The organism is Flagellimonas eckloniae (assembly GCF_001413955.1).
In the GTDB taxonomy this organism is placed as follows: Bacteria; Bacteroidota; Bacteroidia; order Flavobacteriales; family Flavobacteriaceae; genus Flagellimonas; species Flagellimonas eckloniae.
The window spans coordinates 2,540,537-2,566,039 of sequence record NZ_LCTZ01000002.1 but is presented as its reverse complement, the minus strand read 5'-3'; the positions used below and the strand labels follow the sequence as shown (position 1 = coordinate 2,566,039).

The 25,503-nt window shown below is 38.1% G+C and carries 22 protein-coding genes; 11 read left to right on the top strand and 11 right to left on the bottom strand.

The annotated features are described in order from the left end of the window. Positions 1 to 26: 26 nt before the first annotated feature. Positions 27 to 776: a carbonic anhydrase family protein gene (locus AAY42_RS10920; protein WP_055397888.1), complete on the top strand. Its 750-nt coding sequence runs from the start codon at positions 27 to 29 to the stop codon at positions 774 to 776. A gap of 108 nt (positions 777 to 884) precedes the next feature. Here the strand turns inward: AAY42_RS10920 and AAY42_RS10915 are convergent, their stop codons facing one another. Next, positions 885 to 1,379: a DUF2391 family protein gene (locus AAY42_RS10915; RefSeq protein WP_055395112.1), complete on the bottom strand. Its 495-nt coding sequence runs from the start codon at positions 1,377 to 1,379 to the stop codon at positions 885 to 887. A gap of 580 nt (positions 1,380 to 1,959) precedes the next feature. On the opposite strand from AAY42_RS10915, the gene AAY42_RS10905 reads away from it, so the two are divergent. Then, on the top strand, positions 1,960 to 2,235 hold the full coding sequence (locus tag AAY42_RS10905) for a hypothetical protein (RefSeq protein ID WP_055395108.1): 276 nt from the start codon (positions 1,960 to 1,962) through the stop codon (positions 2,233 to 2,235). A 756-nt stretch (positions 2,236 to 2,991) separates the two neighbouring features. Here the strand turns inward: AAY42_RS10905 and AAY42_RS18315 are convergent. Then, on the bottom strand, positions 2,992 to 3,147 hold the full coding sequence (locus tag AAY42_RS18315) for a hypothetical protein (protein WP_175288758.1): 156 nt from the start codon (positions 3,145 to 3,147) through the stop codon (positions 2,992 to 2,994). A 290-nt stretch (positions 3,148 to 3,437) separates the two neighbouring features. On the opposite strand from AAY42_RS18315, the gene AAY42_RS10895 reads away from it, so the two are divergent. The 4 genes from AAY42_RS10895 (at position 3,438) to AAY42_RS10880 (ending at position 5,687) form a co-directional block, all read left to right on the top strand. Next, entirely contained in the window at positions 3,438 to 4,376 is a 939-nt protein-coding gene (locus AAY42_RS10895; RefSeq protein ID WP_055395104.1) for an IS1595 family transposase, read from the top strand. Positions 4,377 to 4,557: 181 nt separating this feature from the next. Beyond that, on the top strand, positions 4,558 to 4,875 hold the full coding sequence (locus tag AAY42_RS10885) for a hypothetical protein (RefSeq protein WP_139063717.1): 318 nt from the start codon (positions 4,558 to 4,560) through the stop codon (positions 4,873 to 4,875). Between the two features lie 9 nt (positions 4,876 to 4,884). Next, positions 4,885 to 5,013, top strand: coding sequence for a hypothetical protein (locus AAY42_RS18570; RefSeq protein ID WP_262491954.1), 129 nt, complete (start codon positions 4,885 to 4,887; stop codon positions 5,011 to 5,013). 341 nt (positions 5,014 to 5,354) lie between these two features. After that, entirely contained in the window at positions 5,355 to 5,687 is a 333-nt protein-coding gene (locus tag AAY42_RS10880; RefSeq protein ID WP_055395097.1) for a single-stranded DNA-binding protein, read from the top strand. A 272-nt stretch (positions 5,688 to 5,959) separates the two neighbouring features. On the opposite strand, the gene AAY42_RS10875 is transcribed toward AAY42_RS10880, so the two are convergent. The 5 genes from AAY42_RS10875 to AAY42_RS10855 form a co-directional block, all read right to left on the bottom strand. Then, entirely contained in the window at positions 5,960 to 6,481 is a 522-nt protein-coding gene (locus AAY42_RS10875; RefSeq protein ID WP_055395096.1) for a ferritin, read from the bottom strand. 166 nt (positions 6,482 to 6,647) lie between these two features. Then, positions 6,648 to 7,550, bottom strand: coding sequence for a histone deacetylase family protein (locus AAY42_RS10870; protein ID WP_055397887.1), 903 nt, complete (start codon positions 7,548 to 7,550; stop codon positions 6,648 to 6,650). A 7-nt stretch (positions 7,551 to 7,557) separates the two neighbouring features. Continuing rightward, complete coding sequence (locus AAY42_RS10865) at positions 7,558 to 9,687, bottom strand: Tex family protein (RefSeq protein WP_055397886.1); 2,130 nt, start codon at positions 9,685 to 9,687, stop codon at positions 7,558 to 7,560. A gap of 64 nt (positions 9,688 to 9,751) precedes the next feature. After that, positions 9,752 to 11,830, bottom strand: coding sequence for a methionine--tRNA ligase (gene metG, locus AAY42_RS10860; RefSeq protein ID WP_055395094.1), 2,079 nt, complete (start codon positions 11,828 to 11,830; stop codon positions 9,752 to 9,754). A 78-nt stretch (positions 11,831 to 11,908) separates the two neighbouring features. Beyond that, on the bottom strand, positions 11,909 to 12,781 hold the full coding sequence (locus AAY42_RS10855; protein ID WP_055395092.1) for a glycoside hydrolase family 16 protein: 873 nt from the start codon (positions 12,779 to 12,781) through the stop codon (positions 11,909 to 11,911). Between the two features lie 152 nt (positions 12,782 to 12,933). On the opposite strand from AAY42_RS10855, the gene AAY42_RS18310 reads away from it, so the two are divergent. Next, the gene (locus AAY42_RS18310; RefSeq protein ID WP_175288757.1) at positions 12,934 to 13,098 is read left to right on the top strand and encodes a hypothetical protein; all 165 of its coding nucleotides are present in this window, start codon (positions 12,934 to 12,936) and stop codon (positions 13,096 to 13,098) included. An 86-nt stretch (positions 13,099 to 13,184) separates the two neighbouring features. Here the strand turns inward: AAY42_RS18310 and AAY42_RS10850 are convergent, their stop codons facing one another. Together AAY42_RS10850 and AAY42_RS10845 are read right to left on the bottom strand one after the other, a co-directional pair. After that, complete coding sequence (locus tag AAY42_RS10850; RefSeq protein WP_055395090.1) at positions 13,185 to 14,897, bottom strand: DUF1501 domain-containing protein; 1,713 nt, start codon at positions 14,895 to 14,897, stop codon at positions 13,185 to 13,187. 11 nt (positions 14,898 to 14,908) lie between these two features. After that, complete coding sequence (locus AAY42_RS10845; RefSeq protein WP_055395088.1) at positions 14,909 to 16,402, bottom strand: DUF1800 domain-containing protein; 1,494 nt, start codon at positions 16,400 to 16,402, stop codon at positions 14,909 to 14,911. 169 nt (positions 16,403 to 16,571) lie between these two features. Between AAY42_RS10845 and AAY42_RS10840 the strand changes: the two genes are divergently transcribed. The 3 genes from AAY42_RS10840 to AAY42_RS10830 all read left to right on the top strand — a co-directional run bounded on the left by AAY42_RS10840 (position 16,572) and on the right by AAY42_RS10830 (position 19,685). Beyond that, positions 16,572 to 16,931, top strand: a complete 360-nt coding sequence (locus AAY42_RS10840) for a YraN family protein (protein WP_055395086.1) — start codon at positions 16,572 to 16,574, stop codon at positions 16,929 to 16,931. Positions 16,932 to 16,983: 52 nt separating this feature from the next. Continuing rightward, complete coding sequence (locus tag AAY42_RS10835) at positions 16,984 to 17,643, top strand: aspartate kinase (RefSeq protein ID WP_055395084.1); 660 nt, start codon at positions 16,984 to 16,986, stop codon at positions 17,641 to 17,643. 62 nt (positions 17,644 to 17,705) lie between these two features. After that, on the top strand, positions 17,706 to 19,685 hold the full coding sequence (locus AAY42_RS10830) for a DUF3352 domain-containing protein (protein ID WP_245625615.1): 1,980 nt from the start codon (positions 17,706 to 17,708) through the stop codon (positions 19,683 to 19,685). Here the strand turns inward: AAY42_RS10830 and AAY42_RS10825 are convergent. Beyond that, positions 19,666 to 20,382: a Dph6-related ATP pyrophosphatase gene (locus AAY42_RS10825; RefSeq protein WP_055395081.1), complete on the bottom strand. Its 717-nt coding sequence runs from the start codon at positions 20,380 to 20,382 to the stop codon at positions 19,666 to 19,668. The two genes, AAY42_RS10830 and AAY42_RS10825, sit on opposite strands and share 20 nt — an antisense overlap. 218 nt (positions 20,383 to 20,600) lie before the next feature. Here AAY42_RS10825 and AAY42_RS10820 point away from each other — a divergent pair, with 218 nt between their 5' ends. Further along, a complete protein-coding gene (locus AAY42_RS10820; RefSeq protein WP_055395079.1) occupies positions 20,601 to 22,025 on the top strand; it encodes a hypothetical protein in 1,425 nt (474 codons plus the stop codon). Between the two features lie 18 nt (positions 22,026 to 22,043). Here AAY42_RS10820 and mfd read toward each other — a convergent pair whose 3' ends face one another. Further along, a complete protein-coding gene (gene mfd / locus AAY42_RS10815; protein ID WP_055395077.1) occupies positions 22,044 to 25,412 on the bottom strand; it encodes a transcription-repair coupling factor in 3,369 nt (1,122 codons plus the stop codon). Between the last annotated feature and the right edge of the window lie 91 nt (positions 25,413 to 25,503).

Here is a 25,503-nt window from a genome sequence, read left to right as displayed (position 1 = left end):
CCATATACAATTTAAATGAAATGGTTATGAAAACAATTTGGATTACCACAGGTATTTTTTTAGCATTGACAACAATAGGTTTTGCCCAAGCAACAGATGGTTTCGAAACTTCCAATGAGACCATAGAAATTGATAGAAGCAGCATTTTAGTGGAGAATGTGTTGAGCAAGGAAGAGCAATCTGCGCTTACACCTGACGAGGTATACAATAGTTTGGCCGCAGGCAACGAAAGGTTTGTTAGAAGTGACCTTACGGCAAGGGATCATTCCATACAGATACGGGAAAGTGCCACAGGCCAATACCCCAAAGCTATCATACTTTCATGTGTTGACAGTAGAATTCCGGTAGAGGATGTATTTGATAAGGGAATAGGTGACATTTTCGTTGCAAGGGTTGCAGGTAATTTTATCAATGATGATATTCTTGGAAGCATGGAATTTGCCACCAAGGTTGCAGGAGCAAAACTTATTCTGGTAATGGGGCATGAGAATTGCGGGGCTATTCATGCGGCGATTGATGGTGCTGAATTGGGACATATCACTAAAATGCTCAAGAACATTCAACCGGCAATTGAACAATCTACTAAGTCTGAGGGTCCAAAATCATCTAAAAATAGATTGTTTGTTCATGAAGTGAGTGAAAACAATGTTCGCCATGCCATGGAAATGGTAGTAAAAGAAAGTGATTTATTAAGGACAATGGTAGAAAATGGGGAGATTGGGATTAAAGGCGCCGTTTATGATATGGATACCGGAGTAGTGAACTTTATTCATTAGTCCCTGTATTGGAATCATATTGAGAATAATTGAAGCATGGTCCGGGATAATTTCTTGGACCATGCTTTTAGGGTCATATTCCTATCCATATACATTCTGGAACAGAAACTATTTTAGCACATCACTTATGGTTGCGCTCATTGAAGCGGGAAAGGCAACTACGATTATGCGTTTTATTGCCAACATAAAATCTGTTTCCCAAGGGCATCTTTGTATTATGGTAAGTAAAACTGCCACAACCACTATTGAGATAAGGTAAGTTGCGATTACTCTTTTAATATAGTTGAAAACATGTCCCTTAATATTAAAGCGATAGAAGTTAAAGAAAACGAAAAGGGCAATGAAAACAAGTGATATCATGGAAAGAAACCCAACGTTCAATAGAGGCAATTCTTCTCCCAATTTCCAGGCTTCCTCTGTGTAAGCTACTGGAAGTGCCAAAATTGTAGATCCAATGATAATCTGCATTACATCCCTGGGTTTTAGTTCTACCATTAAAGGTTTTGTCACATAATGAAGTAGTTTTCCACTAGCGTCTGTAACGGGAGTCATTTTATGTAGATAGCCCCCAATTCGTTTTGTAAATGTTTTTTGGCTTTCCATTGTTTTAAAGATAATCAATAAACCCTCCAGAACCTGAAAAAGAATCTAAGGGCTACTCTGGAATGTAGCCTCAAAATAGTATCTTACAGAAGATAAAAGATAAGTATGGAAGCTGAAACGAAATAACAGCGATAATAACGAGTGTGGTTTTGATTGCATTGGTCTTTACTGCTCTTTGGCTATACAGAAACTACCAATCCAAGAAAGAGACCAAAGAATAATTTAGGGGTTGATAGGGCAACTATCTATGATATCGGACAAGAATCTAAAATATCGATGCAACCCCATATACAAACAATATAATCCCTATAATAAATCTAACGAAGTCTCTTGGGGTTTTATAATTCCATTCTTTACGAGATTTGAAGATATATAGATTCCACCAAATCAAGATTATTCCACCTACAATGAAAAAAAAATTATAGCCCGTATTGGAATACCACAGATTCTTTATACTTTCTAACATTAGATAAATTTACTCAAAACCCTCCTGAACCAGAAAAAGAATCTAAAGGGTAATATGGGGCATCTATATACAAAGTGGGACAAACACCAAAGAAGTTTTTTTGAATGATTGAAAATGGATATTTTTAGCAAAGTGTCCAAAAGCCGCAAAGTTTTATATAGAATAATTGCTGCATTGCTTATTCTTCTGAGCATTGCAATTGGTATTTATCTTATTCCAAGTTTGATGCCCTTGATAAAAAGGACACCTTATCAATTGCTCCATCCTGAAGTACGTGTCAGAAATGAGTTAGGACTTGATTGGTTTTGGCAATACGTTGGTTGGTTTATAGCTTATATGATATTTAGAATAGGGAAATCATTCTATAAAGACAGTAAGAAACCCTCCTGAACCTGAAAAAGAATCTATGATTGATAGGGTGTGCTAAATCAATCTTTGCAATGACCATTCGTGTTTGAATGTATCGGTATGGTATATGATTTTTTCCTTACGAAATTTCTTGTCGTAATAAGAGAGACTTTTCAAGTTATTGATATGTTCTCTTAAGCCAGTAATAAATGCCGATAAATTGGATTCAAAATACACAACTTTATTTCCACGGACTGCCACGAAAAACTTAGGGATGCTCTTGTTCATAAAAAAATAAAAGTACGATATAAAATCATATATCATACATATTACGATATAATTACATATATCGTAAATTTATTATACTAATATAACTTTAGTATAAAATTATTTTTATATTTTTAGTGCATAAAAAAACGCCAGTACCGTAAATACTGACGTTTAAAAATTGAAATCTAGGTTGAAGTTTATTACAACTCAGCTAAGTTGGGCTAATGAGACCCAGTAAACGGCTAATGAGACCGACTTCGCCCCTAGGCTTCGTTTTTAACCCTAAACAAAAAAGTTGTTTAATTGATTAGGGCTCTGTAGCTACCACTTATAGGTGGTGGTTGTGGTCTTAACCTTTACAGGGACACTTTTTGTGCCTCTCGAGGTTCGGACGTTAACCCGTACAGTTCTTGTGGATGTCCTGCTAGACTTTCTCATAATGAACTTGTATTTAATTAAACAATGTCGGACTAGGACTTTCCTAATCCCAAAAAGGCTACTTCGTCACAAGTAGCCTTTTGCTTTTATCTATATCAAACTTCTATAATCATCTGGTTCAAATTTTAATAAAATGGTTTCCACCATATTGTTGAACGTCCTGTTATTGTCCTCAGCCAATTTGGCTACTTTTTGTACTACATCAGGTTTTAACCTAAGCGTCTTAACTGTAATTTCATTTCGCATGGTTGTAGAGTTTTAAATGGGAACTATCTCAAAACTACAACATTAACAAATTGGAAGTTAAAAGAATGCATTAGATTACATGTGAAGTTTTTAACACAATATGTTGAAATCTAGGTTCGTAAGTGATGAACAAAGGGATGCAAAGAAATTGTTTGTTGGATAAATTCCAATAAAATTATGGAAATAATCCAAAATTCGCTTAAGAAACGTATTAAAATTGAAATAAATGTTAATTAATATTAGGTATTTAATGGGACAAATCGTATATTTAAATATCTAATCAAACACCGATGCAATTCAAGTCACTACCACAACTTTTAGATTACTTCAAGGACGAGGCCACAGGAATAGCGTACTACGAAAACATTCGCTGGGGAAATGAGCCTGCCTGTCCACATTGTGGCTGTACCAATCCATATAAGACCAATAGGGGTTGGAAATGTCGTGATAAGGATTGCCACAAAAAGTTTACCGTTAGGGTAGGGACTATTTTTGAAAACTCAAAGATTCCTTTCCGTATATGGTTCGCTGCAATCTGGTTGGCAACGGAACACAAAAAAGGAATCTCTAGCGTACAACTTGCAATTGACTTGGGAATTACCCAGAAAACTGGATGGTTCGTTTTGCACCGCATTAGGGAAATGTTGAGAGATAAAGCTCCGCAAATGTTGGGTGAAAATAAGATGGTAGAAACCGATGCCACATATATCGGTGGTAAGGAATCAAACAAGCATTTACGCAAAAGACGTTCACAGGATGATAAAAACTTAACTAATGAAGGTAAACCTTATAAAGCTAAGAAAGCTATCATAGGAATCATTGAGCGTGACGGCAAGGTAGCTTTAAAGCACGTTTCGGGAGAAACCACCAACAATATGGTAGATTTTGTCAAAACCCACGTGCCTGCCGATAGCACCATCTATTCAGATGAAGCAGCAGCCTACAAGCAGTTGAAGAAAACGTATAAGCACGATAATGTTAAGCACTCTTTGAATATCTATGTTGAAGGTCAAGTGCATACCAATACAATAGAAAACTTTTGGAGTGTTTTAAAGCGTGGTCTGTATGGGGTTTACCATCAAGTGAGCGATAAGCACATTAGCCGCTACCTTGATGAATATGCTGCTAGGTTCAATAACAGGACTTTGACCTCTAACGAGCGTTTTAATCAGTTTTTGGAGGATTCGGAGAGTGTTTTGAGCTATAAGGAACTTACGGCATTATCATAAAAGGGAAGCTTTTTGATTATCTTTACTTTATGCAGGATAACTTTGATACAATTAATCTTGAATATGTAGAAACAAGAAGGGTTTCCCTTTTTGCCAAATTGATCGCAATATGGTTATCATTCATGTTTGTATGTGTGCCAATGTACGAATTCATATCTGGCCTTAAACAGGAATCATTTGTATGCACTTATGGAATAGTGAGTACTTGCGGATGTATTATTGGGTTTTAATGATGAGTGAAAAGAAGAAAGCCCCTAAGAAAAAAGCCAAGACATGGGCCTTAACGGGTTTCTTCGTAATGATAGCAGCTATTATAGGCGCTTACAAGTTTGTTTATGGCTATTTGATACAAATGACATGGAACGAGGATGGAACTGGTAAAGGGACATCGAAACCCCCGGACGAATTGGATGTAATTATGTTTCTGGGTATAGTCGCATTAGGTTTGGCAGGATTTACAATTTTGTTGTTTAACATTGTAAGGTTATTAAAAAAATGAAGTTGAATCATGAGCGAAAAGAAAACAGATAGAAACAAAAAACCCCGTGCCACCGAGTACGAGAAGAAATTGAAGATAGAGGGAACGCTAGATGATGTTTTGAAGGTGTCGGTTCCCAAAAAGAAGGACGGCAACTGACCAATGTTGGTAGAATTGGAAAAGTACCGTAACGCTCTTTAATGTCCGGATAGTGTTTTGCGCTCTGGTTCTTTGAATTAGCGGAGAACTAACCAAGATTCACGACTCCCGAAAAAAAATACTTCCCCAGTATATCCCAGAAAAATCATCTAATCCTGTCCCACTTTGTATATAGATGCCTAATATGGGACATCTATATAAGTTTGTAAACGACTACATCCGTTTACAAACGAAAACAAACGTTTCAATACCGATTCATGATTTTTTGTGCTAGTATGTTTGCCCTGTCGAATGATAAGAGTTCGATAGCATTAACTGTTTAACACGTAAAATTAAAAATCATGAATTCACTTAGAAACAAAGTACAGTTGATTGGAAACTTAGGAAATGACCCGGAAATGGTAATCTTGGAAAACGGTAATAAACTTGCCAAGTTTTCCATTGCTACCAATGAGACCTACAAAAACTCAGATGGGGAGAAGGTAACGGACACACAATGGCATAATGTGGTAGCTTGGGGAAAGACTGCTGAGATTGTAGAAAACTATTTGGTAAAAGGTAAAGAAGTGGCTATTGAAGGGAAGCTTACATCGCTATCGTATGAAACCAAAGAAGGGGAAAAGCGATATATCACAGAAATAAAATGTAATGAGCTTTTAATGTTAGGAAAGTAAGCGGGATTCTTACAGATAAACAAAAAAGGGGCAAACTGCCCCTTTTTTTATGCTACTTTTTTCAGTAGGTCAAAACATGGGCAGCGTTTGCAACGCTTATTTTCTCCTTTGCTATATTTCTTACAGCATTTGGTCTTACAATTAGTTGGGGTCAGTTCCTTAAGTAAGGCCTTGTTTTTTTTCTTTGAATTCTTCTTTTTTCCCATTGCGAACATGCAGATGGGTCAAAAATAGTTATTTTAAATTAATCTAAATAAAAGAATTATCAACAATTATTCCCCAGCGGTATCCGAAGCAGCACTTTCAACAATAAGTTGCTGAATGTCGCGATCAAAAAGATAAAGCCCACCCTTATCATCACCGATTAGATTGATTTTATCCAATACTGTTCGTGCCAATGCCTCTTCTTCCAACTGTTCAGCAACATACCACTGTAAAAAATTATGGGTGGCATAATCTTTTTCTTCCAAGGTTACATGTACCAATTCATTAATACTTTGTGAAACAAAAACCTCATGATCATACAATCGCTGTAACATTTTGGGCAACGTGCCAAATTCTGTTTCCGGCGCTTTTAAATCCGAAACTATGGCATGTCCTCCTCGTTCATTTACATACTTTACCAATTTGAGCATATGCATACGCTCCTCATCCGAATGTCCATACATAAACCCTGCAACTCCTTCCAAGCCCTTTACCTCTGCCCATGAAGCCATAGAAAGATAGACTTGAGATGATTCAGCTTCAATTCGTATTTGGTTGTTCAGGGCCTCTTCTAATTTTTTTGATAACATAGCTTGATTTGTGTTTAAGACATAAAATTACAAAATGAGTATCTGTAATCTTGATTTTTATTGAATTATTAAAACTGGACCAATGATTGCTTTTTCAAAACCACAACCAATAGGAGAAAAAGGAGTTTGAATACTTGAAAAGTATTGCCTAAAAAAGCCAACAAAACTAAGCATAAATATCCTGGGCTAACCTGAAGGTATTTGCATGTGCTTCAACAATTATTTTGATATTTGGGGAATACCCACCACCCATGCTGCATTGGACAGGAATTTTGGCCTCAAAACACGTTTGAAGTACATACTGGTCACGTTCCTTGCACCCCTGTAAGGACATGCCCAAGGTTCCCAACTTATCCGTCTCAAGAACATCCACTCCACATAAATAAAAGACAAAGTCTGGTCGTACTTTTTCAAGTAGTTCAGGAAGGGTTCCTTTTAAAATGGAAAGATATTTCCCATCTGTTGTTCCCTTTTCCAAAGGAATATCTAAATCTGATACTTCTTTTTTGAAGGGATAATTGCCACTACCGTGCATTGAAAAGGTGAAAACTGAGTCATCTTTCTGGAAGATTTCGGCAGTTCCGTTACCTTGATGAACGTCCAGGTCTATAATAAGAATTTTTTTCGCCAGTCCGCAGTTTTGAAGATATCGTGCGCCAATCGCTTGGTCATTTAGCATACAAAAGGCCTCACCTCTGTTGGAGTAAGCATGATGCGTGCCTCCAGCAATGTTCATGGCAATACCATGTTTCAAAGCAAATTCACATCCTTTTATGGTGCCATCCGCAATAATGCGTTCTCGTTTTACCAAAACCTCACTTAACGGAAAACCAATTTTGCGTGCCGCACTTGGTTTGATTTTTAGATTGACCAATTCATGATAATATGTTGAATCATGTATGGCCAGAATAGGTGCATCGCTGGGGAGTTCAGGGCGAAAAAAATTTGCTTCAGTGCAGGTGCCTTCATGGAGCAACTGTTCGGGCAAAAGTTCATATTTGATCATGGGAAACCGATGCCCATCAGGCAGGGGATGTTTATAGATGGGGTGATAGGCAATTTTCAGCATTATCCTATCAATTTTTCTTGTGCAAAGCCAATTGAATGCGCTTTCTTGGTACATCAACATCCAAAACCTTAACCACAATTTGCTGGTGCAAGCTTACATGGGCATTGACATCCTTCACAAACGAATCCGATAGGTTTGAAACATGGATTAGTCCACTTTCTTTAATGCCAATATCCACAAAACATCCAAAATTGGTAATATTATTTACAATTCCGGGGAGCAGTTGACCCGGTTGTAGATCTGTAATTTGTTTAATGTTTTGGTTGAAGGTAAATACCTTGGCTTTTTCCCTGCGATCCAATCCTGGTTTTTCCAATTCCTCAAGAATATCTTTCAAGGTGGGCAGTCCTATGGTTTCTGTGCAGTATGATTTTAGGTCAATACGTTCCAATACCGTTTTGTTTCTGATGATATCTGATAAGGGGATGCTTTTATCTTTTGCCATTTTTGTTACTATGGGATAGCTTTCGGGATGTACAGCAGAATCATCCAACGGATTTTCAGCATCTTTAATTCGTAAAAAACCAGCTCCTTGCTCAAATGCCTTTCCTCCCAAGCGAGGTACTTTTTTTATCTCTGCCCTACTTTTAAAAGCGCCATTTTCATTCCTATATGCCACTATGTTTTCAGCTAGTTTGGGACCAATGCCCGAAACGTAACTTAACAAAGGAATGCTTGCTGTGTTGATATTGACACCTACAGAGTTTACGCAACTTTCCACAACGGTGTCCAAAGAAGTTTTTAGTTTGGTCTGGTCCACATCGTGTTGGTATTGCCCCACGCCTATGGATTTGGCATCTATTTTCACCAATTCTGCCAAGGGGTCGGCCAAACGGCGACCAATGGAAACTGCACCTCTAACGGTAACATCGTAATTGGGAAATTCATCACGAGCAATTTTAGATGCCGAATAGATGGAAGCGCCGGCTTCACTCACCACAAAAACTTCGATTGGATTCTTAAAATGAATGCGTTTTACCAGTCGCTCAGTTTCCCGTGATGCTGTTCCATTACCTATGGCGATGGCTTCAATTTTATGTGCATCCACCAAAGAACTTATCTTTTTAATAGCGCCGGAGCTATCATTTTGGGGCGCATGTGGATATATGGTCTCGTTGTGTTTTAAATCACTCTGAGCATCCAAGCAAACCACTTTACAGCCCGTTCTAAAACCAGGGTCAATAGCCAATATTCGTTTTTCACCTAAAGGTGCACCAAGCAACAACTGTTTTAGGTTTTTGGAGAACACTTGAATGGCATCGGTATCAGCCTTGTCCTTGGCATTTTTTAAAAGCTCGTTGGACAATGAGGGAAATAAAAGCCGTTTGTAGGCATCGGCAATGGCCAATTCTATTTGAGCGGTACAGGCATTGTTTGATTTTATGATGCGTCTTTCGATATTGTCAAGTGCCCTATCGGTATCAATTTCAATTTTTATGCGGATGAAACCTTCTTTTTCTGCTCTCATAATGGCCAAAAACCTGTGGGAAGGGCAACGATTTAACGGTTCGCTCCAATCAAAATAGTCGCGGAACTTCTGTGCTTTCTCCTCATCTTTTTTGGTTTTGACAACTTTTGAAGTGATTTGGGCATGGCGCTCCAACTGATTTCTAAGCTGATTTCGAATGTCGGAACGTTCATTGATCCATTCCGCAATAATATGACGTGCACCTTCAAGGGCATCATCTTCATTTACGATTTCATTGTTGAGGTATTTGGAGGCGATGAACTCAATCTCATCACTCCGTTGGGCCATAATGATTTTGGCTAAGGGCTCCAAACCATTTTTACGAGCGACCTCTGCTTTTGTTTTCTTGCTTTTTTTGAAAGGGAGATATAAATCTTCCAGGCTTGTTAAATCTGCGCAATTTTGAAACTTTGATTGTAGCTCTGGGGTTAGGAGCCCTTGTTCTTCAACTGCTTTTATAATGCCCAATTTTCTTTTTTCCAAAGCTTCAAACTCAGCTTTGAATTTTACAATTTCACCTACCTGGACTTCATCAAGATTCCCTGTGCGCTCTTTTCTATAACGTGAAATAAAAGGAATGGTGCAATCCTCATTTAATAACGCAACGGTATTTTCAATGCTCTTTTCAGAAAGTTGCGTGTGCTTTTTTATGTAGGGAATGAGTTGCATTTGATGGATTTTTTCAGGTCTCAACTTTGTTCGACCAGCATTCAAAATAAAACGGGAGAATCGGTTAACTTATCCCTTCCCCATTTCCAACGCCATCTTCATCTGGGTTTACAAACACCAATTTTCCTTCTTGGTTTTCGGTCATTAGAATCATCCCCTCACTTTCCACCCCACGGAGTTTCCTGGGAGCTAGATTTACGAGCACAGTCACTTTTTTGCCCACAATTTCTTCAGCGGAAAAGCTTTCGGCAATGCCGGAAACAATGGTTCGGGTGTCCAGCCCAGTATCCACCTTTAGCACCAAAAGCTTATTGGCCTTTGGCATTTTTTCTGCTTCAACGATAGTTCCAACACGCATGTCGAGTTTTGTGAAGTCATCAAAGGTTATGGTTTCTTTTTGGGGTGTGATTTCTTTCTCCATGTGTTGGTTGGCTTTTTTTGTGGCTTCCAATTTGGCCAGCTGTGCTTCAATTTCTTTATCCTCAACCTTACGGAATAGGAGTTCACTTTTATTGATTTGATGACCCATGGGAAGGAGGGTATCGGTGGTGCTTATATCTTCCCAACTAATGGTCTCGACTGTGCTCGACCTGATATTTAGGATATTTTTGAGTTTTTTGGAGGTGAATGGTAAAAATGGCTCGCTTAATATGGCCAAACCTGTTGCAATCTGAAGTGCCACATATAGTATTGTTTTTACACGTTCTTCATCAGTTTTTATCAACTTCCAAGGCTCTTCATCTGCCAAATATTTATTCCCCAACCGAGCAAGGTTCATTAACTCTTGACCAGCTTCCCTAAAACGATAGCGGTCCAAAGAATCAGAAATGATTGTGGGAAACTGTTTTAAGGTTTCCAAGGTTTGTTTGTCAACTTGGGAAAACTCATCTGGTGTTGGGACAATTCCGTTATAATATTTATGGGTAAGTACGGTTACCCGGTTTATAAAATTACCAAAAATGGCTACCAACTCATTGTTATTCCGTGCTTGGAAATCTTTCCAGGTAAAGTCATTGTCTTTGGTTTCAGGAGCATTTGCCGTCAATGTATATCTGAGTACATCTTCCATACCTGGAAATTCTTCCAAATATTCATGTAACCAAACCGCCCAATTTTTGGAGGTGGAAAGCTTGTTACCTTCCAAATTCAAAAATTCATTGGCAGGTACGTTTTCCGGTAGCACAAAATCGCCATGTGCCTTGAGCATGCTTGGAAAGATGATGCAATGGAAAACAATATTGTCCTTTCCAATAAAATGGAGCAATTTGGTGTCCTTATCCTTCCAGTAGGGCTCCCAATCTTTTCCTTCTCGTGCTGCCCACTCTTTGGTAGAAGAGATATAACCAATTGGGGCATCAAACCATACGTATAATACCTTGCCTTCACCGCCCTCAACCGGCACAGGAATTCCCCAGTCCAAATCGCGGGTAACGGCACGCGGTCGTAAACCATCATCAATCCAAGACTTACATTGACCATAAACATTGGGCTTCCAGTCGTTTTTATGGCCTTTTATGATCCATTCTTTAAGAAACTCTTCGTAGCGATCTAAGGGTAAAAACCAATGCTTGGTTTTCTTTAATGTGGGCACACCGCCGGTAATGGTAGATTTTGGATTGATCAAGTCCGTGGCATTTAAAGAGGAACCGCAATTTTCACATTGATCCCCGTAGGCTTCCTCATAACCACATTTTGGACAGGTGCCAATTACAAAACGATCAGCTAAAAACTGCTGGGCCTCTTCATCATACAATTGTTCGGTTACTTCTTCAATGAAATCTCCCTGATCATATAGTTTCTCAAAAAATTCCGAGGCTGTTTTATGATGTATTTCTGCTGAGGTTCTGGAATAATTATCAAATGAAATTCCAAAATCAGCAAAAGACTTTTTAATAATACTGTGGTATTTGTCAATAATCTCTTTTGGGGAAACTCCTTCTTTTTTGGCCTTCATTGGAATGGCAACACCATGTTCATCGCTACCGCCAATAAAAGCAACATCATGTCCTTTTAATCGCAAATAGCGGGAATAGATATCCGCAGGCACGTAGACACCTGCCAAATGACCAATATGAATAGGGCCATTGGTATACGGTAATGCTGCCGTAATGGTATATCTAGAAGGATAGGTATTATGAGACATCAACTAAATTTTAGTAAGCCTCAAAAATACAGAATTTAACACTAGTGATTTTATTCTTTGGATGAACTTCAGGTTGATTTATTGAAATATTCGTATGTAATCAACCACCATTGGACTTTCAATAAAGTTTTGGTCAATTTCAGACTCTACCGCTATATTTAATATTAAATAATAGTCAGTATCATAGGGCCAAGTTTCCGTATTTTTTATGGATGGATTGTATGTAAAATGTGCAATTCCATCAATACTAAAAATCATTTTCTCACTGGTCCATTCCAGAGCATAAATGTGAAATTCAGTTGAAGCGTTTTTAATGGTTTGGCCACCAAGATTTTTCACCTTGTCACCATAACTTGATCCATTATGCACGGCACTCGACACGTAGTCCTGATTCTTTCCCCAATGCTCAAGGATATCTATCTCCCCACAATATGGCCATTTCACGGTTCCTAAACCTTGATTATCCCAATAGGCGCCATCTTCGTTAATATTTGTGTTCAGCATCCAAATGGCAGGCCATGTTCCTATTCCTTCTGGCATTTTGGCCCTAACTTCAACTTTCCCATGGGTAAAGGCAAATTTGGAATTAAGCCTGGCTGATGTGTACTGTTTAATCTCTCCCTGATCTTCATATTCTTCTTTTTTGGCTACAAGGTTTAGGAAACCATCCTTAACATAAGAATTATCATTACGATTTGTATAATGTTGTACCAAACCTCCCCACCAACTGCCTCCAGGTGGAAGTTGTGTTTGGCGGAACCATTTTTCAGGATTAATTGCTCCTTCGCCATCAAACTCATCTGCCCAAACCAATGTATTGAATTTAGAATCCTGAATGCTACTTGTAATTTTAGGAAGCGTTTTAGTATCAGAGGATGTGGATTTGAAAAAGGAACTTGAAAGCAACATCAAGCTAATGGCAACAGTTATATAAATTAGTGCTTGTTTCATTTTGTTGGATTAGAATTTTAAGTTACATGTATTATCTGCAACAAATACTTTTAAATATACTTATTTGAGAACTGATACTGGCAAGAACTACTTTGATATAATAAGTTAGCGGCAAAACAGTTATTTTTATAGGAATTTAACTACAAAAAATCATGAGTACAGGAAACCCTAAAAAATTTGATAAGCTAAAAAAAATGAAGCAAGCCCTAACTAAAGAGCAGAAAAACGAAGTAACCCGAGTCTATAAGGATAAAAACAGTGAAGTAAAAAAAGCACTCAATTTTAAAACAGACAAAGACAAATCTAAATTGACCTAAAAAGGAAACCTCCGAATAATGCAGTCCATAATTGGGGTTGGGAGTTGCACCATCGGAGGATTCTGGAATGTATACCTTAGTTAAGTTTACATGATCATTACAGATTTGCTCATTTTCTCTTCCCCAACCTGAATTCTATAAATATATTTTCCAGTGGACAAGGTATCCCTCATTTGTTCCCTGATGTTTATCTCAGTAGAACCTTCCAACATCATCTCATTGAAAACAGTTCCTACATTCTGACCTAAAATGTTGTAGAGTTGAATATCAACATGGGCAGCGAAAGGCATCTCTAGATGAATATGAGGTGCATTCTCCGTTGGATAATAGGGAGTATGTACAACGGTATTCAATATTTCTGGATCTGTTGGGTCTTCGCTTTCGCTAGGGGGTGTTTCCGGCAAAGTTGGGGGGTCATTATCCATAGCAATATCATCAAACGTTTCACCACTACAGTTGAAGCCTAAATCTATTGCTTGATATTGATAACCCAATAAATGTGCTTCAACATCTGCTCTTGGAACGCACAGCCATTCCGCCAACACAGTACCATAAAGGTTTCTGAAGTCCATGGTATACTCAAGGTTACCTCTATTGTTGGGACTATTTAAATCTGGGTGTTCACCAACAAATGCGCTCCCACTTAAACCAGAACCAAAGAAAAGGGTCGGGGCCGCTTTACCATGATCGGTTCCGGTTGAACCATTTTCGTAAATTCTTCGCCCAAATTCTGAGAATGTCATACTTAACACCTTATCATCCTGCTCGGTAAAGGCAATATCCTCATAGAAATTGTTAAGTGCAATGGACAGGTTGGACATCAATCGTTCATGAGCCAGAGGTTGGTTACCATGGGTATCAAATCCACCCAATGAAATCATATATACCTTGGTGCCCAAGTTTCCTTTAATCAAACGGGCCAATAATGCCAATTGTCGTGCAAATCCATTGTCTTGGTATTCCACTTGGTTTTGCCCTCTTTCGTAGGCATCATGTATGATTCCTGCATACTCATAGGTTGTATTGGCCACTCCTCTTAAAAATTTAAGCTGGTCACCGTACATACAATCTCCAAAAGGCGCATTTTCAATATCATAAAAGACCCCAGTCTCGGCAATTTCCTCTAATTGGTCGATATTGTTGGTCACAAAGGCGTAATTAGTTTCCTCACCTTGGAAAACGAGATTGGATAGATTGCCAATTTGAATGGCAGCTGGAGATGCAGGGGGGGTAATTAGATAATCAGGATAGATGTTCTCAAAATGCCTTCCCATCCAGCCCGTATTTAGGCCTGAAAAACCAGTAGTAGTCAAATCGGTATTGGCAAAAATATCCGAACCCGTAAAATGAGATAGACTTTGACCTTCATATCCAACTCCATGCACAGCTTTAAACTGGCCTTCTCCCCACATGGGTTCTAAAGAACCCATATAGGTTGGAATTCCAAAATCGTCTGTAAGTTTTAAAACCTTACTTTCTGGGATATAAATGTTTGGTCTTGCGTTGGCATAGGTATCGTATTGCTGAATTGGGATTACGGTACTTAGTCCGTCGTTACCTCCAGACAATCTAATCAATATTAGAATATTATCTGTTTCAGCTGCTGCAATTGCAGAAGTCAAAGGTGAGGGAGCAGATGCTGAGACCATGCTACTTCCCAAGAGCATTGAGCCCGATCCAGCAATACCCAATGCTTGGATAAAGGAACGACGGCTCCATGTTTTATGTTCTAAATCATGACCTTCATGTTCTAGGCCTTTATGGGGTGATGTATCGTGGGTATGATGAGTATCGCACATAGTAGTAGGGGTTATTTAAGTTGAAATTCAGGTTCTCTAGAAAGATGTCTTAATAAAAGATAAACTTGTGCAGGTGCAACAGGCCATGTGGACAATGTCCAATCAGGAGTAGCTCCACCTTCATAATAGGTTTCATCTACATCACTTCGAAAAGCTACTAGCGCTTTTTCATAATCACTGTCTGTAAGCAGACCTTTTGGCAACATCTTATCTATTATTGGCCTTGCAATAATGTCGGGGTTATTGCTGGTCAAACCATCATTTCCTGTTACCGCTAATCCAAAATCTCTAAATTGCTCCGGGTCAGCTGTATATAATTGGCTCAAGTAATCTTCTAAAGTCAACCAGCGCCCTATCATAAGATTGGAATTGATCCACTGTCTATCTCGCTGCCAACCAGCCACATCAAAAGGGTCAAAAAGCTCCTGTCCAAGTAGCGCGGCATCATTTATATATCGGAGCACAGTGGAGTCATCATAGGTGAAGCCTGTTTCTTTTAGAAAACCCATATAAAGGTCAAAAGGACTTTTTATAATCACTCCTATGGCATCTTCGTCAAAAAAGTGCTGACTCTTAAATAGTTGTCTCAATACAGGGGCAATCTCAAAATTATTAGCAGTGAAAGTAGCAGCCAAGCCATTGATTATGGTTTGGGCGTTTCCATCATCGTCATTAGCATCAGGATGTACAAAGAAAGTGTACAATTTCTGGCAGATGAACCAAGCTATTTCGTTGGCCCTTTCATTAAACAGAATATCGATAGTATCGTCATATCCCCAATTTCCAGTCTGTCCAAGAATGGTCTTGTTGTCTGTGTTAAAATCTTCGGGATTAAAAGTTACCTGGGTACAGCCTTCTTCGCCGCGCTCTGTATAACCTGACAATGATTTAGAGGTTTCTATGATATCTTCTTCCGTGTACCCATTGCCTTCACCTAAGGTGAACAGTTCATAAAGTTCACGGGCATAGTTCTCATTTGGATTATTACCCCTATTACGTACACCATCCAAATAATATAGCATAGCACTGGTCAATCCAATTTCACTTACAAAAGTCTTGAAGTTGCCAAGGGCATTTCGTTGCAGACAATTTATGTAGTAGTATAAAAAGGAATTACAATCATAAACGTCTAGTTCGGTAACAAAATGGTTGCTCCAAAAGAAACTCATTCGATCCCTTAGTTCATTGTTCAAGATTTCATTACCGTAAGCAATTCTGAATTCATTCCGTTGCGTATTTCTTAACGTACGAGCTAATTCGTCATCTTCTGGATAATTTGCGTTTGTCCAATCTGCCCATTCTGGAGCAGGAATTGGAGGTAAGGCAAGCGCTTGATCTACTAAATTGTCCACAAGGGTTCCAGCTGTTTGTCCAACAGCGGCATTAATAGTCTGTACCGAGGCACTAAAACCAAGTCTCCGGTACAAATGGGCAGCACGTAGCTCATCCAGGGGATCAGTGTACGGCGCCAAAGTTGAGGTATTACAATTAATGAAGTACTCCATAGCAATGTCTGGCGTTAATTAGGTCCATAGTTTTGGGGCAACTATATGTTTAGTTAACGTTGGGTGTGGTTCAATTCAGCCAACAAATTACAATCTTAACGCAGTTTTCACTTTGAACTACCAAATTTTTCGATGAACTGCACGTATTTTTTAATATTTTTCAAGATCTATGGGAAATCATAATGAATTTGGAAAGCTTGGAGAGCAAATGGCAACCGATTTTTTACTCGAGCATGGATATAAGATTTGTGTTCGGAATTATCGCTATTTAAAAGCCGAATTAGATATTATTGCAAGAAAGGAGAGAATATTGGCAATAGTTGAGGTAAAGTCCAGAAATAATAGGTTTCTTGAAGATGTTTCAGATGCAATCAACCAAAAAAAGATTAAGCTTTTGGTAATGGCAGCTGATCAATATGTAGTAGAGAATAATCTGGATGTGGAAGTTCGCTTTGATATTATAACCGTGATAAAAAAGGGTGGAAAATTGTCCGTTGAGCACCTAAAAGATGCTTTTTATTATTTTTAACCATTTGTTTGTTTTGTAACAATATGTTATTTTTGTTCAAAATCAATCACCAATGAAAACAATATCCGCTGTAGTTGAACACTACATCAAAAAAAAACCATTCTTACAGAGCGCCCTTGCGCAAGGTATTATAAACCTTACCTCACTGTCCCGACAAATAAAACCTGAAATTTCAGATGCGCTTGGCAAAGATGTCAAGGATGGGGCCATTGTCATGGCTCTTAAAAGGCTTTCAGATGATTTAGAATTCAGGGCCACCCATAGAATTGTAAAAGTTCTGAAGAATATTGGCGAGATTACCGTTCGTTCTTCCTTAACAGATTATACTTTTTTGGCCTCTGATTCCATTTTACAACAACAGGCAAGACTGTTGGAGGAGGTAAATGCCAATCAAGATGTGTTTTATACTTCTTCCCGAGGGGTGAATGAAATCAATATTGTGATTAGCAATCTTATGGATGGGGTGGTGGAAAAATACTTTAAACATGAACGCTGTACCCAAAAGGCAGAGAACCTATCCTCAATAACGGTTAAGCTACCAGCAGAAAATGTTTCCGTACCAGGGATTTACTATTTTATCTTTCAGCGATTGGCATGGGAGGGGATTGTATTGTACGAGGTAATATCCACAACCAATGAGTTTACCATTTTGGTGAATGAGGAACAGGTTGACGTGGCCTTTAAGACCATAAAGGATTTAAAAATGTTATAATATTCACTACAAACTAAAAAGGTCATTTTTTCGTTGTTAAGACAGAGACTTCTTAACCGCTGATGAAAAAAAGATTTCTTTTTGGCCTGTTGGCCCTATTCCTTATTTATATAGGTTACCTCCTTTATATATTGGTTTTATCACCCAAGACCAATTTGCAATCCATTTATCTAATTCCAAAGGATGCGGTTTTTATCATTGAATCTGAAAAACCCATTGAAAGTTGGAAGAAAATCAGCAAGAGCAATGCGTGGAGCCATTTGAACAAAAATGGCTACTTCGCGGAACTAACAGAGAACATTCAAAAGTTTGATACCATTTTCAACAACAACCATAAGTTGTTCGAGTTTTTTGATGGACGTTCGTTGTTCATTTCCATTCATATGGTCACCCAAAAAGACTATGGTATCTTTTATGTATTGGACTTAAAACGAATTGCAAAACTTAATTTGTTAAAGACCTATTTGAACACACTGCTCAATGAAAATTATACGTTGAGCAAGCGCAGCTACCACAACTATGAAATTATAGAGGTGTACGACCACAAAAATAAAGAGACCATGTACCTCTCGTTTGTCAAAAACCAATTGGTGGCCTCCTATACCCATACTTTGGTTGAAGCTTCTATTGACCAATACAAAGAACCTATTTTGGGTCGTGATTTGAATTTTATTGAGGTCAACCAAAAAGTGGGTTATGAAGATTTGTTTCGGCTGTATCTGCAGTACGATTTTTTAGATGACTACTACAAACGGTTTTCAGATAAGCCCACGGATTGGATGACCAATGTGAGCCAGAATTTTTTGTTCTCTGGTTTTAGTTTTGATCTGGATAAAAACAGCACCATAACAGCCAACGGATATACCAACATCAGTTTTGAAAACGAAAATTATCTGGAAGCCCTTCAAAAATCAGGAACTGCAAAGCGAACAATTCCAAAGATTGCACCTAAGCGAACCGCTTTATATGTGAGTTATGGGTTTAATAGCTTTTCTGAGTTCTATGAAAATTTTGAATTGGTGCAGGAATCCAGTAATTCAGAAGATTTTGAAAGCTATAAGGCCGGAATTGCAAAAGTGGAGCAATTTCTGAAGATTGATGTTAAGGAAAATTTTGTGAACTGGATCGGGGATGAAATTGCATTGCTACAGATTAAATCTGAAATTTCAAAGGGGAAAAACGATTTGGCCTTGGTATTAAATACAACGGACATTGACGATGCCAAAACCCATCTGGAATTTCTTCTGAAACAAATCAAAAAGAAAACCCCGGTAAAGTTCAAGGCGGTTACGTATAAAGAACATGAAATTAATTTTTTGTCCATAAAAGGTTTTTTTAAAATGCTATTGGGCAAACGATTTCAAGAATTTGACAAACCCTATTTCACATTGATTGATGATTATGTAGTCTTCAGTAATAATCCCAATACACTAAAAAGTATCATCGATGATTTTGTCGCCAAGGAAACACTGTCAACTTCGGAGGACTTTATAGATTTTGATAAAAAATTTGAAAGCACCAGTAGTCTGTTTGCCTATAGCAACATTCCTGTTTTGTATGATAATATGTATGCTTTGGCAGATGCGAGTACTAAAATTCAATTGCGGAAGAATAAAAATTTTATCATTTGCTTTCCCCAAATTGGGCTACAACTGACCCCAGAGGAAAATCTGTTTGAAAGTCGATTGGTGGTCAGCTATCAAGATGTGGAAGATGTAAAGAAAAGCGCTCAATTTCAAGAGAAGCAGCTTCAAAATATCAAAAAACAAACTTCAAGCCCCAACAACGACCCAGATGCCGTTTTTAATCTGAAGACTATCTATCCAACAGATTTAAACGCTAAATCTTTCGCCAAAAAATACAGTTCTGGTGCTATACGTTTTAAAGTGGAACTAAAGGACGGTCTTAAGCATGGCAGTTATACCGAATACTATACAAATGGAGCTGAAAAAATCACAGGCCGTTTTCGCAAAGATGAGCAAGTGGGTACTTGGCGCTATTTTGACAATGATGGGAAATTAGTCAGGAAGAAGCGGTTTTAAGCACGATATCACAAAACCCAAAACGGATTGAATTTTCTTTGTCAGAAGGGTTATCATACGTTTTAAAAACTTTTTCTCCCAACTCAAAGGCAATGGGATGCTTAAAAATAGGCCCATCAAAACAGAAGGTATGGAATTCACCGTTCTCACCACAAGGGTCAACATCTTTTGGGAGTCTATCTAGTAGTTCTGGCGATAGTTCCTGTCCCAAAAAAGAAGCGTCTAGTTTTGAATTGTTAATGCAAACAATCACCGCCCGAAACCCCAGATGAAAGAACTCTTTAAGTAGTTCCGAAGTGTCTCTTTTCCAAATGGGAAAAATGGTTTCGATACCCACCGAGGCTAACATTTGTTCCCGATAGACCTTTAGGTCTTCCAGAAAAATATCGCCAAAGGCGGCATGGGTAAATCCTTCGGATTTTAGCTGTTCCATTTTGGTTCCCATTAAATTATTGTAGTCTTCCATGGATGGATTTTCAGGAACCTCAAGAATGTCCAAGGGAATTCCAATCGACTTGACTTGCGCCTCTAAAACGTTTCTAGGCAAACCATGCATGGATACCCGATTGTAATGGGCATTGATGGTGGTCAACAATAGGTCTACCGCAAATTCGTTTTGTTGCAATAGGTAATACAGCGCCAAAGCGGAATCTTTTCCGGAGCTCCAGTTAAAATATGTTTTGGATTTTTTAGCCATAAGCCGAAGGTATTACATTGTAGAGTGTAATAAAAAACAGGGAGGTATTTCAAAGTCATTTCGAATCCACTAAAGGTGGTGAGAAATCTTTTTTCAATCTGATTTTGAGATTCCTCGTCGCTACGCTCTGTCGGAATGACATTTGGGTGGTTTGGCATTCTGGAAATAAAAAAGGAAGCTTCTACAAAAAGAAGTAGGTTTATTCTTATATTTTACGCATGAATATTATAAATGCAATTGAGCAAAACCTAGGCCTTTTTATGAAAGGCGTAAAACCATTCATTTTAAAGGATAACGAAAATGAAATAACAGAATTCCATTTTTCCATTGATGAACTCGGCTTTGATTTTCAGTTTGTTCTCAAAAACGCAGCAAAACCAATTGTAATTGAAATAAGCATAAAACCAAAACATAACAGTTTAAATGACAACTCTTTAATACTGACAAATGGAAATGAATTAAGTGTTTTTCTAGAGAATACCCTAGGTAGAGAAGTTTGTATTGAAAAAATATCTATTGAAGGGTTTATTCAACCACGTTCGAATCTAACAAATATTACAGCAGAGGGTGATGGTTCCTTTAAAAACTTAAATATTGATAATACGGAATCTCATAGTGTTGAAATAAAAAACTTAGATAGGGTAAATATTAGACAAGGGATTTTTGCGGTTGTTGGGATTCAAAATGTAAACAATATTAACCTGGGAACTATCTCAGGAAGGTCCGATACAAACAAAATTTCAATCCAATCTGGAAAAGTTTCAGAATTAATAATAAATGAGCTCAAAGGAAAAATAGAACTTAATTTTATTGAATTACTTGATGGAAAGATTATGAATTCAAATATAAAATCCTTTAAATCTAATCTTACTTCTTTCGATACAATTGAATATTTCAATAATAAAATCGACGTGCTTGAAATTAAAGAGCCTAATACATCAGGTGGGAAAGGGGAAATAAAATTTCATAAAACTCAAGTGAAAGATTTAATTCTCTTCAATATGATAGTAGATGGATTACAAGAATTTAAAATTTTTAAATCAAGTTTTTTATCAAAAAAAAGGCAAGTAAAAAAGCAAGTTAGCTTTTATGTTGAAGATTCTAATTTCAGACCTGAAAAGATAGATGTCACTGAGGTGGAGTGGAACTATAGGGGGTTGAAAATGAGTCCTGATTATCCAGAAGGGAAAAGAAGATTCATAAATATGCTTAAAAATTACTATCAAGAAAATGATGATGTCCTCAATACCCAACTGATGAACTCCTTTGAGAGAAAATGGTATTTTCAAAATTACAAGAAAAGCTTTCCATTAAGAATGGCTTCAATATCTAATAATTTTGGTCTTTCTATAACAAAGCCATTGTTATGGATTCTATTCTTGATCTTAATACAGTGCATTATTCTTTTGAGTCTTTCGGGAGATTGCTATCCTCATTTAATCGAAAAATGGGGCGTTTTTTTCAACCTTATTAATCCAGCGCATAAGACTTCAGTTTTTTTAGATGTATTTGATGGCAGGTGTACTCCCAACCTACTATATGAAAACATATTATATGCATTAGATAATTTAAATCGAATCTTGATAGGATATTTTATTTTCCAATTTGCAAGTGCTTTTAGGTATAAATATCGATTGAAGTGAAAAATGCTACTCTTGCTTTTAAGAGATCAATGGCTCCAAAACTCCCAAAGCCTTCTCAACAGAATCAATCCCATCAAAAACCAACAACAAGCGTAATCCATTTCGGGTTTGCTTTTCCTTAAGCTGGCAGGTATTGGGATTGGCCTGAACATATTGTAACACCATAGTAAAAGCTGGGCTTTGATAAAAATCGGATTGTTGGTCCGCAATAAAATACCCTAAGAACTTTCCTTTCTTTAGAATCACACGTTCCAAACCAATACCGTTGGCAATCCATTTAATACGAACAGAGTTCAACAAGTCCACTGCTTGGGTAGGAAGTTCTCCAAAGCGGTCAATCAATTCCTTTTCAAACTTGATCAGTGCCTCCTCATCGTCAACTGTGTTGAGTTGGGTGTAAAGGTTTAAGCGTTCCGTAATATTGTTAATGTAATCATCAGGGAAGAGTAATTCAAAATCGGTATCCAGTTGGGTGTCTTTGACATATATTTTTTCCTGTTTGCCTTCAACTTCTTCGTAGAGTTCTTTAAACTCATTTTCCTTGAGTTCTTCAATCGCCTCAGCCAATATTTTTTGATAGGTCTCAAAACCAATTTCATTAATAAACCCGCTTTGCTCACCACCCAATAGATCTCCTGCACCACGAATCTCCAAATCTTTCATGGCGATATTAAAACCACTTCCAAGTTCTGTAAACTGCTCAAGGGCCTCAATGCGTTTTCGGGCATCTGGAGTCATGACTTCATACGGTGGGGTGATGAAGAAACAGAACGCTTTTTTATTGCTTCGCCCTACGCGACCACGCATTTGGTGTAAATCGCTCAAACCAAAGTTATTGGCATTGTGGATAAAAATAGTGTTGGCATTGGTAACATCAAGACCACTCTCGACAATAGTGGTCGAAACCAATACATCAAATTCACCATTCATAAAAGCAAGCATTAATTGCTCCAGTTTTTTGCCTTCCATTTGCCCATGGCCAATACCAACCTTTGCATCCGGTACCAGACGCTGGATCATACCTGCAACTTCCTTAATGTTTTCAATGCGATTGTGAATAAAAAAGACCTGTCCGCCTCTTTGAATTTCATAAGAAACCGCATCACGGATAATTTCTTCATTAAATCGGATAACCCGACTTTCAATAGGGTAACGATTTGGTGGCGGGGTATTGATTACGGAAAGGTCACGCGCGGCCATCAAACTAAATTGTAAGGTCCGTGGAATGGGCGTAGCGGTCAAGGTAAGCACATCTACATTTTCCTTGATGGATTTGAGTTTGTCCTTTACGGCAACGCCAAACTTTTGCTCCTCATCAACAATAAGCAATCCCAAATCCTTGAATTGCACACTTTTATTCACCAATTGATGGGTACCTATAATAATGTCGATTTTCCCAGTTGCCAATCGTTCATGGATTTCTCGTTTTTCCTTGGCTGTTCGAAATCGGTTGAGGTAATCTACCGTAACCGGCATATCTTTCAATCGTTCTTTAAAAGTTCTGCTATGCTGAAAGGCCAAAATGGTAGTGGGAACCAATATTGCGACTTGCTTACCATTGTCCACGGCCTTAAAAGCAGCACGAATGGCTACTTCGGTCTTACCAAAACCAACATCCCCGCAGATCAGACGATCCATGGGGCGTTCACTTTCCATATCCTTCTTTACATCTTGAGTGGATTTCTCCTGATCAGGAGTATCCTCATAAATAAAGGAAGCCTCAAGTTCGTGTTGCAGATAACTGTCCGGGGCATACTGGAATCCTTTTTCCAACCGGCGTTTTGCATATACTTTAATAAGATCAAAGGCAATTTTTTTGACCCTACTTTTGGTCTTTTGTTTGAGTTTCTTCCAAGCTGCCGAACCAAGCTTATAGATTTTTGGAGGTGCGCCGTCCTTCCCATTAAACTTGGAGATTTTATGAAGGGAGTGAATACTTACATAAAGAATATCGCGTTCGCCGTACATTAATTTAATGGCTTCCTGCTTTTTGCCTTCTACATCTATTTTTTGTAGCCCGCCAAACTTCCCAATACCGTGATCAATGTGCGTAACGTAATCACCTATCTCTAATTTGTTGAGTTCCTTGAGCGTAATGGCCTGTTTTTTGGCGTACCCATTCTTTAGTTGAAATTTATGATAGCGCTCAAAAATTTGATGATCGGTATAACAAGCCAGTTTTAAATCATGGTCCACAAACCCTTGATACAATGGAAAAACAATGGTTTTGTAGTGTACGGTTTCCTCAACCTCTTCAAAAATATCGTGAAAACGTTTGGCCTGTTGTTCCGTGGAACAGAAAATATAATTGGTAAAACCAGCGGAATGATTCTCATTCAGGTTTTCAATCAACAAATCAAACTTTTTGTTGAATGCAGGTTGTGGTTTGGTGTTGAATTGTATAGGCTTCTCGACTATGCTCGAAGTGACGGACGAGTCCAACTCCACAAAACAAAAACCTACTAATTGTGATTTCAACAAAGTTGAACTCACAAAAAGTTCCTCTGGTTTGGCGTGTTTTATTTCTTCACTGAGTTTGGTGAAGTTTTCCTTGGCCTTGGCAAAATTGGAGTCGATTCGGTCAAAGACCAAATCCAGATTTTTTGAAAAGATGACGGTCTTGGGAGAAATATATTTTAAGAAACTTTCCCGTGATTCCTGTAAGAACTTATTTTCCACATTGGGAATGATGGTAATCTTCTTTACTTTATCCGTTGACAGTTGAGTTTCCACATCAAAGGTTCTGATGCTTTCCACTTCATCTCCAAAAAACTCGATTCGATAGGGTTCGTCATGCGAGAATGAAAACACATCCACAATACCTCCCCGAACGGAAAACTCCCCCGGTTCGGTTACAAAATCCACCCGTTTAAACTGGTATTCAAACAGCACCTCATTTAAAAAATCAAGCGAGAGGGTATCTTCCAATTTAATTTTTAGGGTGTTCTTATCCAGTTCTTTTCTGGTGACTACTTTTTCAAAAAGTGCATCAGGGTAGGTAACGATTACTGCCGGTTTCTTCCGAGAATTTATTCTGTTTAAGACTTCGGCTCGCAGCAATACATTGGCGTTGTCTGTTTCTTCAATTTGGTAGGGTCTGCGATAACTCCCTGGGTAAAAAAGCACTTCATTTTCACCGATTAATTGCTCCAGGTCATTAAGATAGTAGGCAGCTTCTTCCTTATCGTTCAACAAAACCAAAAAAGGAACTTCATTTTGCTTAAAAGTAGACGAGATGACAAAGGAAAGTGAGGATCCTGTTAAGCCTTTTAGATTGATTTTTTTGATGTCACCTCGAGCGGAGTCGAGAGGTTGGGCAATAGCATTTTGCAGTTTCCCAAGTTGTGGAGACTGTACAAAAAGTTCTGAAATGGAGGTTTTGGTCAACCTATAAACTTTGTGGCAAATATAGATTGAATTACAAACTTATCGAAGATGTTTTTAAATGATTTGGAATGATTATTGGTAAACATGTTTT

Bases quoted from the DNA above. Each gene is read 5' to 3' on its own strand.
- AAY42_RS10850 (WP_055395090.1), bottom strand. From the start codon at position 14,897: ATGTGCGATACTCATCATACCCACGATACATCACCCCATAAAGGCCTA.
- AAY42_RS10880 (WP_055395097.1), top strand. From the start codon at position 5,355: ATGAATTCACTTAGAAACAAAGTACAGTTGATTGGAAACTTAGGAAAT.
- AAY42_RS10845 (WP_055395088.1), bottom strand. From the start codon at position 16,402: ATGGAGTACTTCATTAATTGTAATACCTCAACTTTGGCGCCGTACACT.
- AAY42_RS10885 (WP_139063717.1), top strand. From the start codon at position 4,558: ATGCACTTATGGAATAGTGAGTACTTGCGGATGTATTATTGGGTTTTA.
- AAY42_RS18310 (WP_175288757.1), top strand. From the start codon at position 12,934: ATGAGTACAGGAAACCCTAAAAAATTTGATAAGCTAAAAAAAATGAAG.
- AAY42_RS10920 (WP_055397888.1), top strand. From the start codon at position 27: ATGAAAACAATTTGGATTACCACAGGTATTTTTTTAGCATTGACAACA.
- AAY42_RS10905 (WP_055395108.1), top strand. From the start codon at position 1,960: ATGGATATTTTTAGCAAAGTGTCCAAAAGCCGCAAAGTTTTATATAGA.
- AAY42_RS10820 (WP_055395079.1), top strand. From the start codon at position 20,601: ATGAATATTATAAATGCAATTGAGCAAAACCTAGGCCTTTTTATGAAA.
- AAY42_RS10835 (WP_055395084.1), top strand. From the start codon at position 16,984: ATGAAAACAATATCCGCTGTAGTTGAACACTACATCAAAAAAAAACCA.
- AAY42_RS18570 (WP_262491954.1), top strand. From the start codon at position 4,885: ATGAGCGAAAAGAAAACAGATAGAAACAAAAAACCCCGTGCCACCGAG.
- AAY42_RS10915 (WP_055395112.1), bottom strand. From the start codon at position 1,379: ATGGAAAGCCAAAAAACATTTACAAAACGAATTGGGGGCTATCTACAT.
- AAY42_RS10895 (WP_055395104.1), top strand. From the start codon at position 3,438: ATGCAATTCAAGTCACTACCACAACTTTTAGATTACTTCAAGGACGAG.
- AAY42_RS10825 (WP_055395081.1), bottom strand. From the start codon at position 20,382: ATGGCTAAAAAATCCAAAACATATTTTAACTGGAGCTCCGGAAAAGAT.
- AAY42_RS18315 (WP_175288758.1), bottom strand. From the start codon at position 3,147: ATGCGAAATGAAATTACAGTTAAGACGCTTAGGTTAAAACCTGATGTA.
- AAY42_RS10865 (WP_055397886.1), bottom strand. From the start codon at position 9,687: ATGCAACTCATTCCCTACATAAAAAAGCACACGCAACTTTCTGAAAAG.
- AAY42_RS10855 (WP_055395092.1), bottom strand. From the start codon at position 12,781: ATGAAACAAGCACTAATTTATATAACTGTTGCCATTAGCTTGATGTTG.
- AAY42_RS10875 (WP_055395096.1), bottom strand. From the start codon at position 6,481: ATGTTATCAAAAAAATTAGAAGAGGCCCTGAACAACCAAATACGAATT.
- AAY42_RS10870 (WP_055397887.1), bottom strand. From the start codon at position 7,550: ATGCTGAAAATTGCCTATCACCCCATCTATAAACATCCCCTGCCTGAT.
- AAY42_RS10830 (WP_245625615.1), top strand. From the start codon at position 17,706: ATGAAAAAAAGATTTCTTTTTGGCCTGTTGGCCCTATTCCTTATTTAT.
- AAY42_RS10840 (WP_055395086.1), top strand. From the start codon at position 16,572: ATGGGAAATCATAATGAATTTGGAAAGCTTGGAGAGCAAATGGCAACC.
- metG (WP_055395094.1), bottom strand. From the start codon at position 11,830: ATGTCTCATAATACCTATCCTTCTAGATATACCATTACGGCAGCATTA.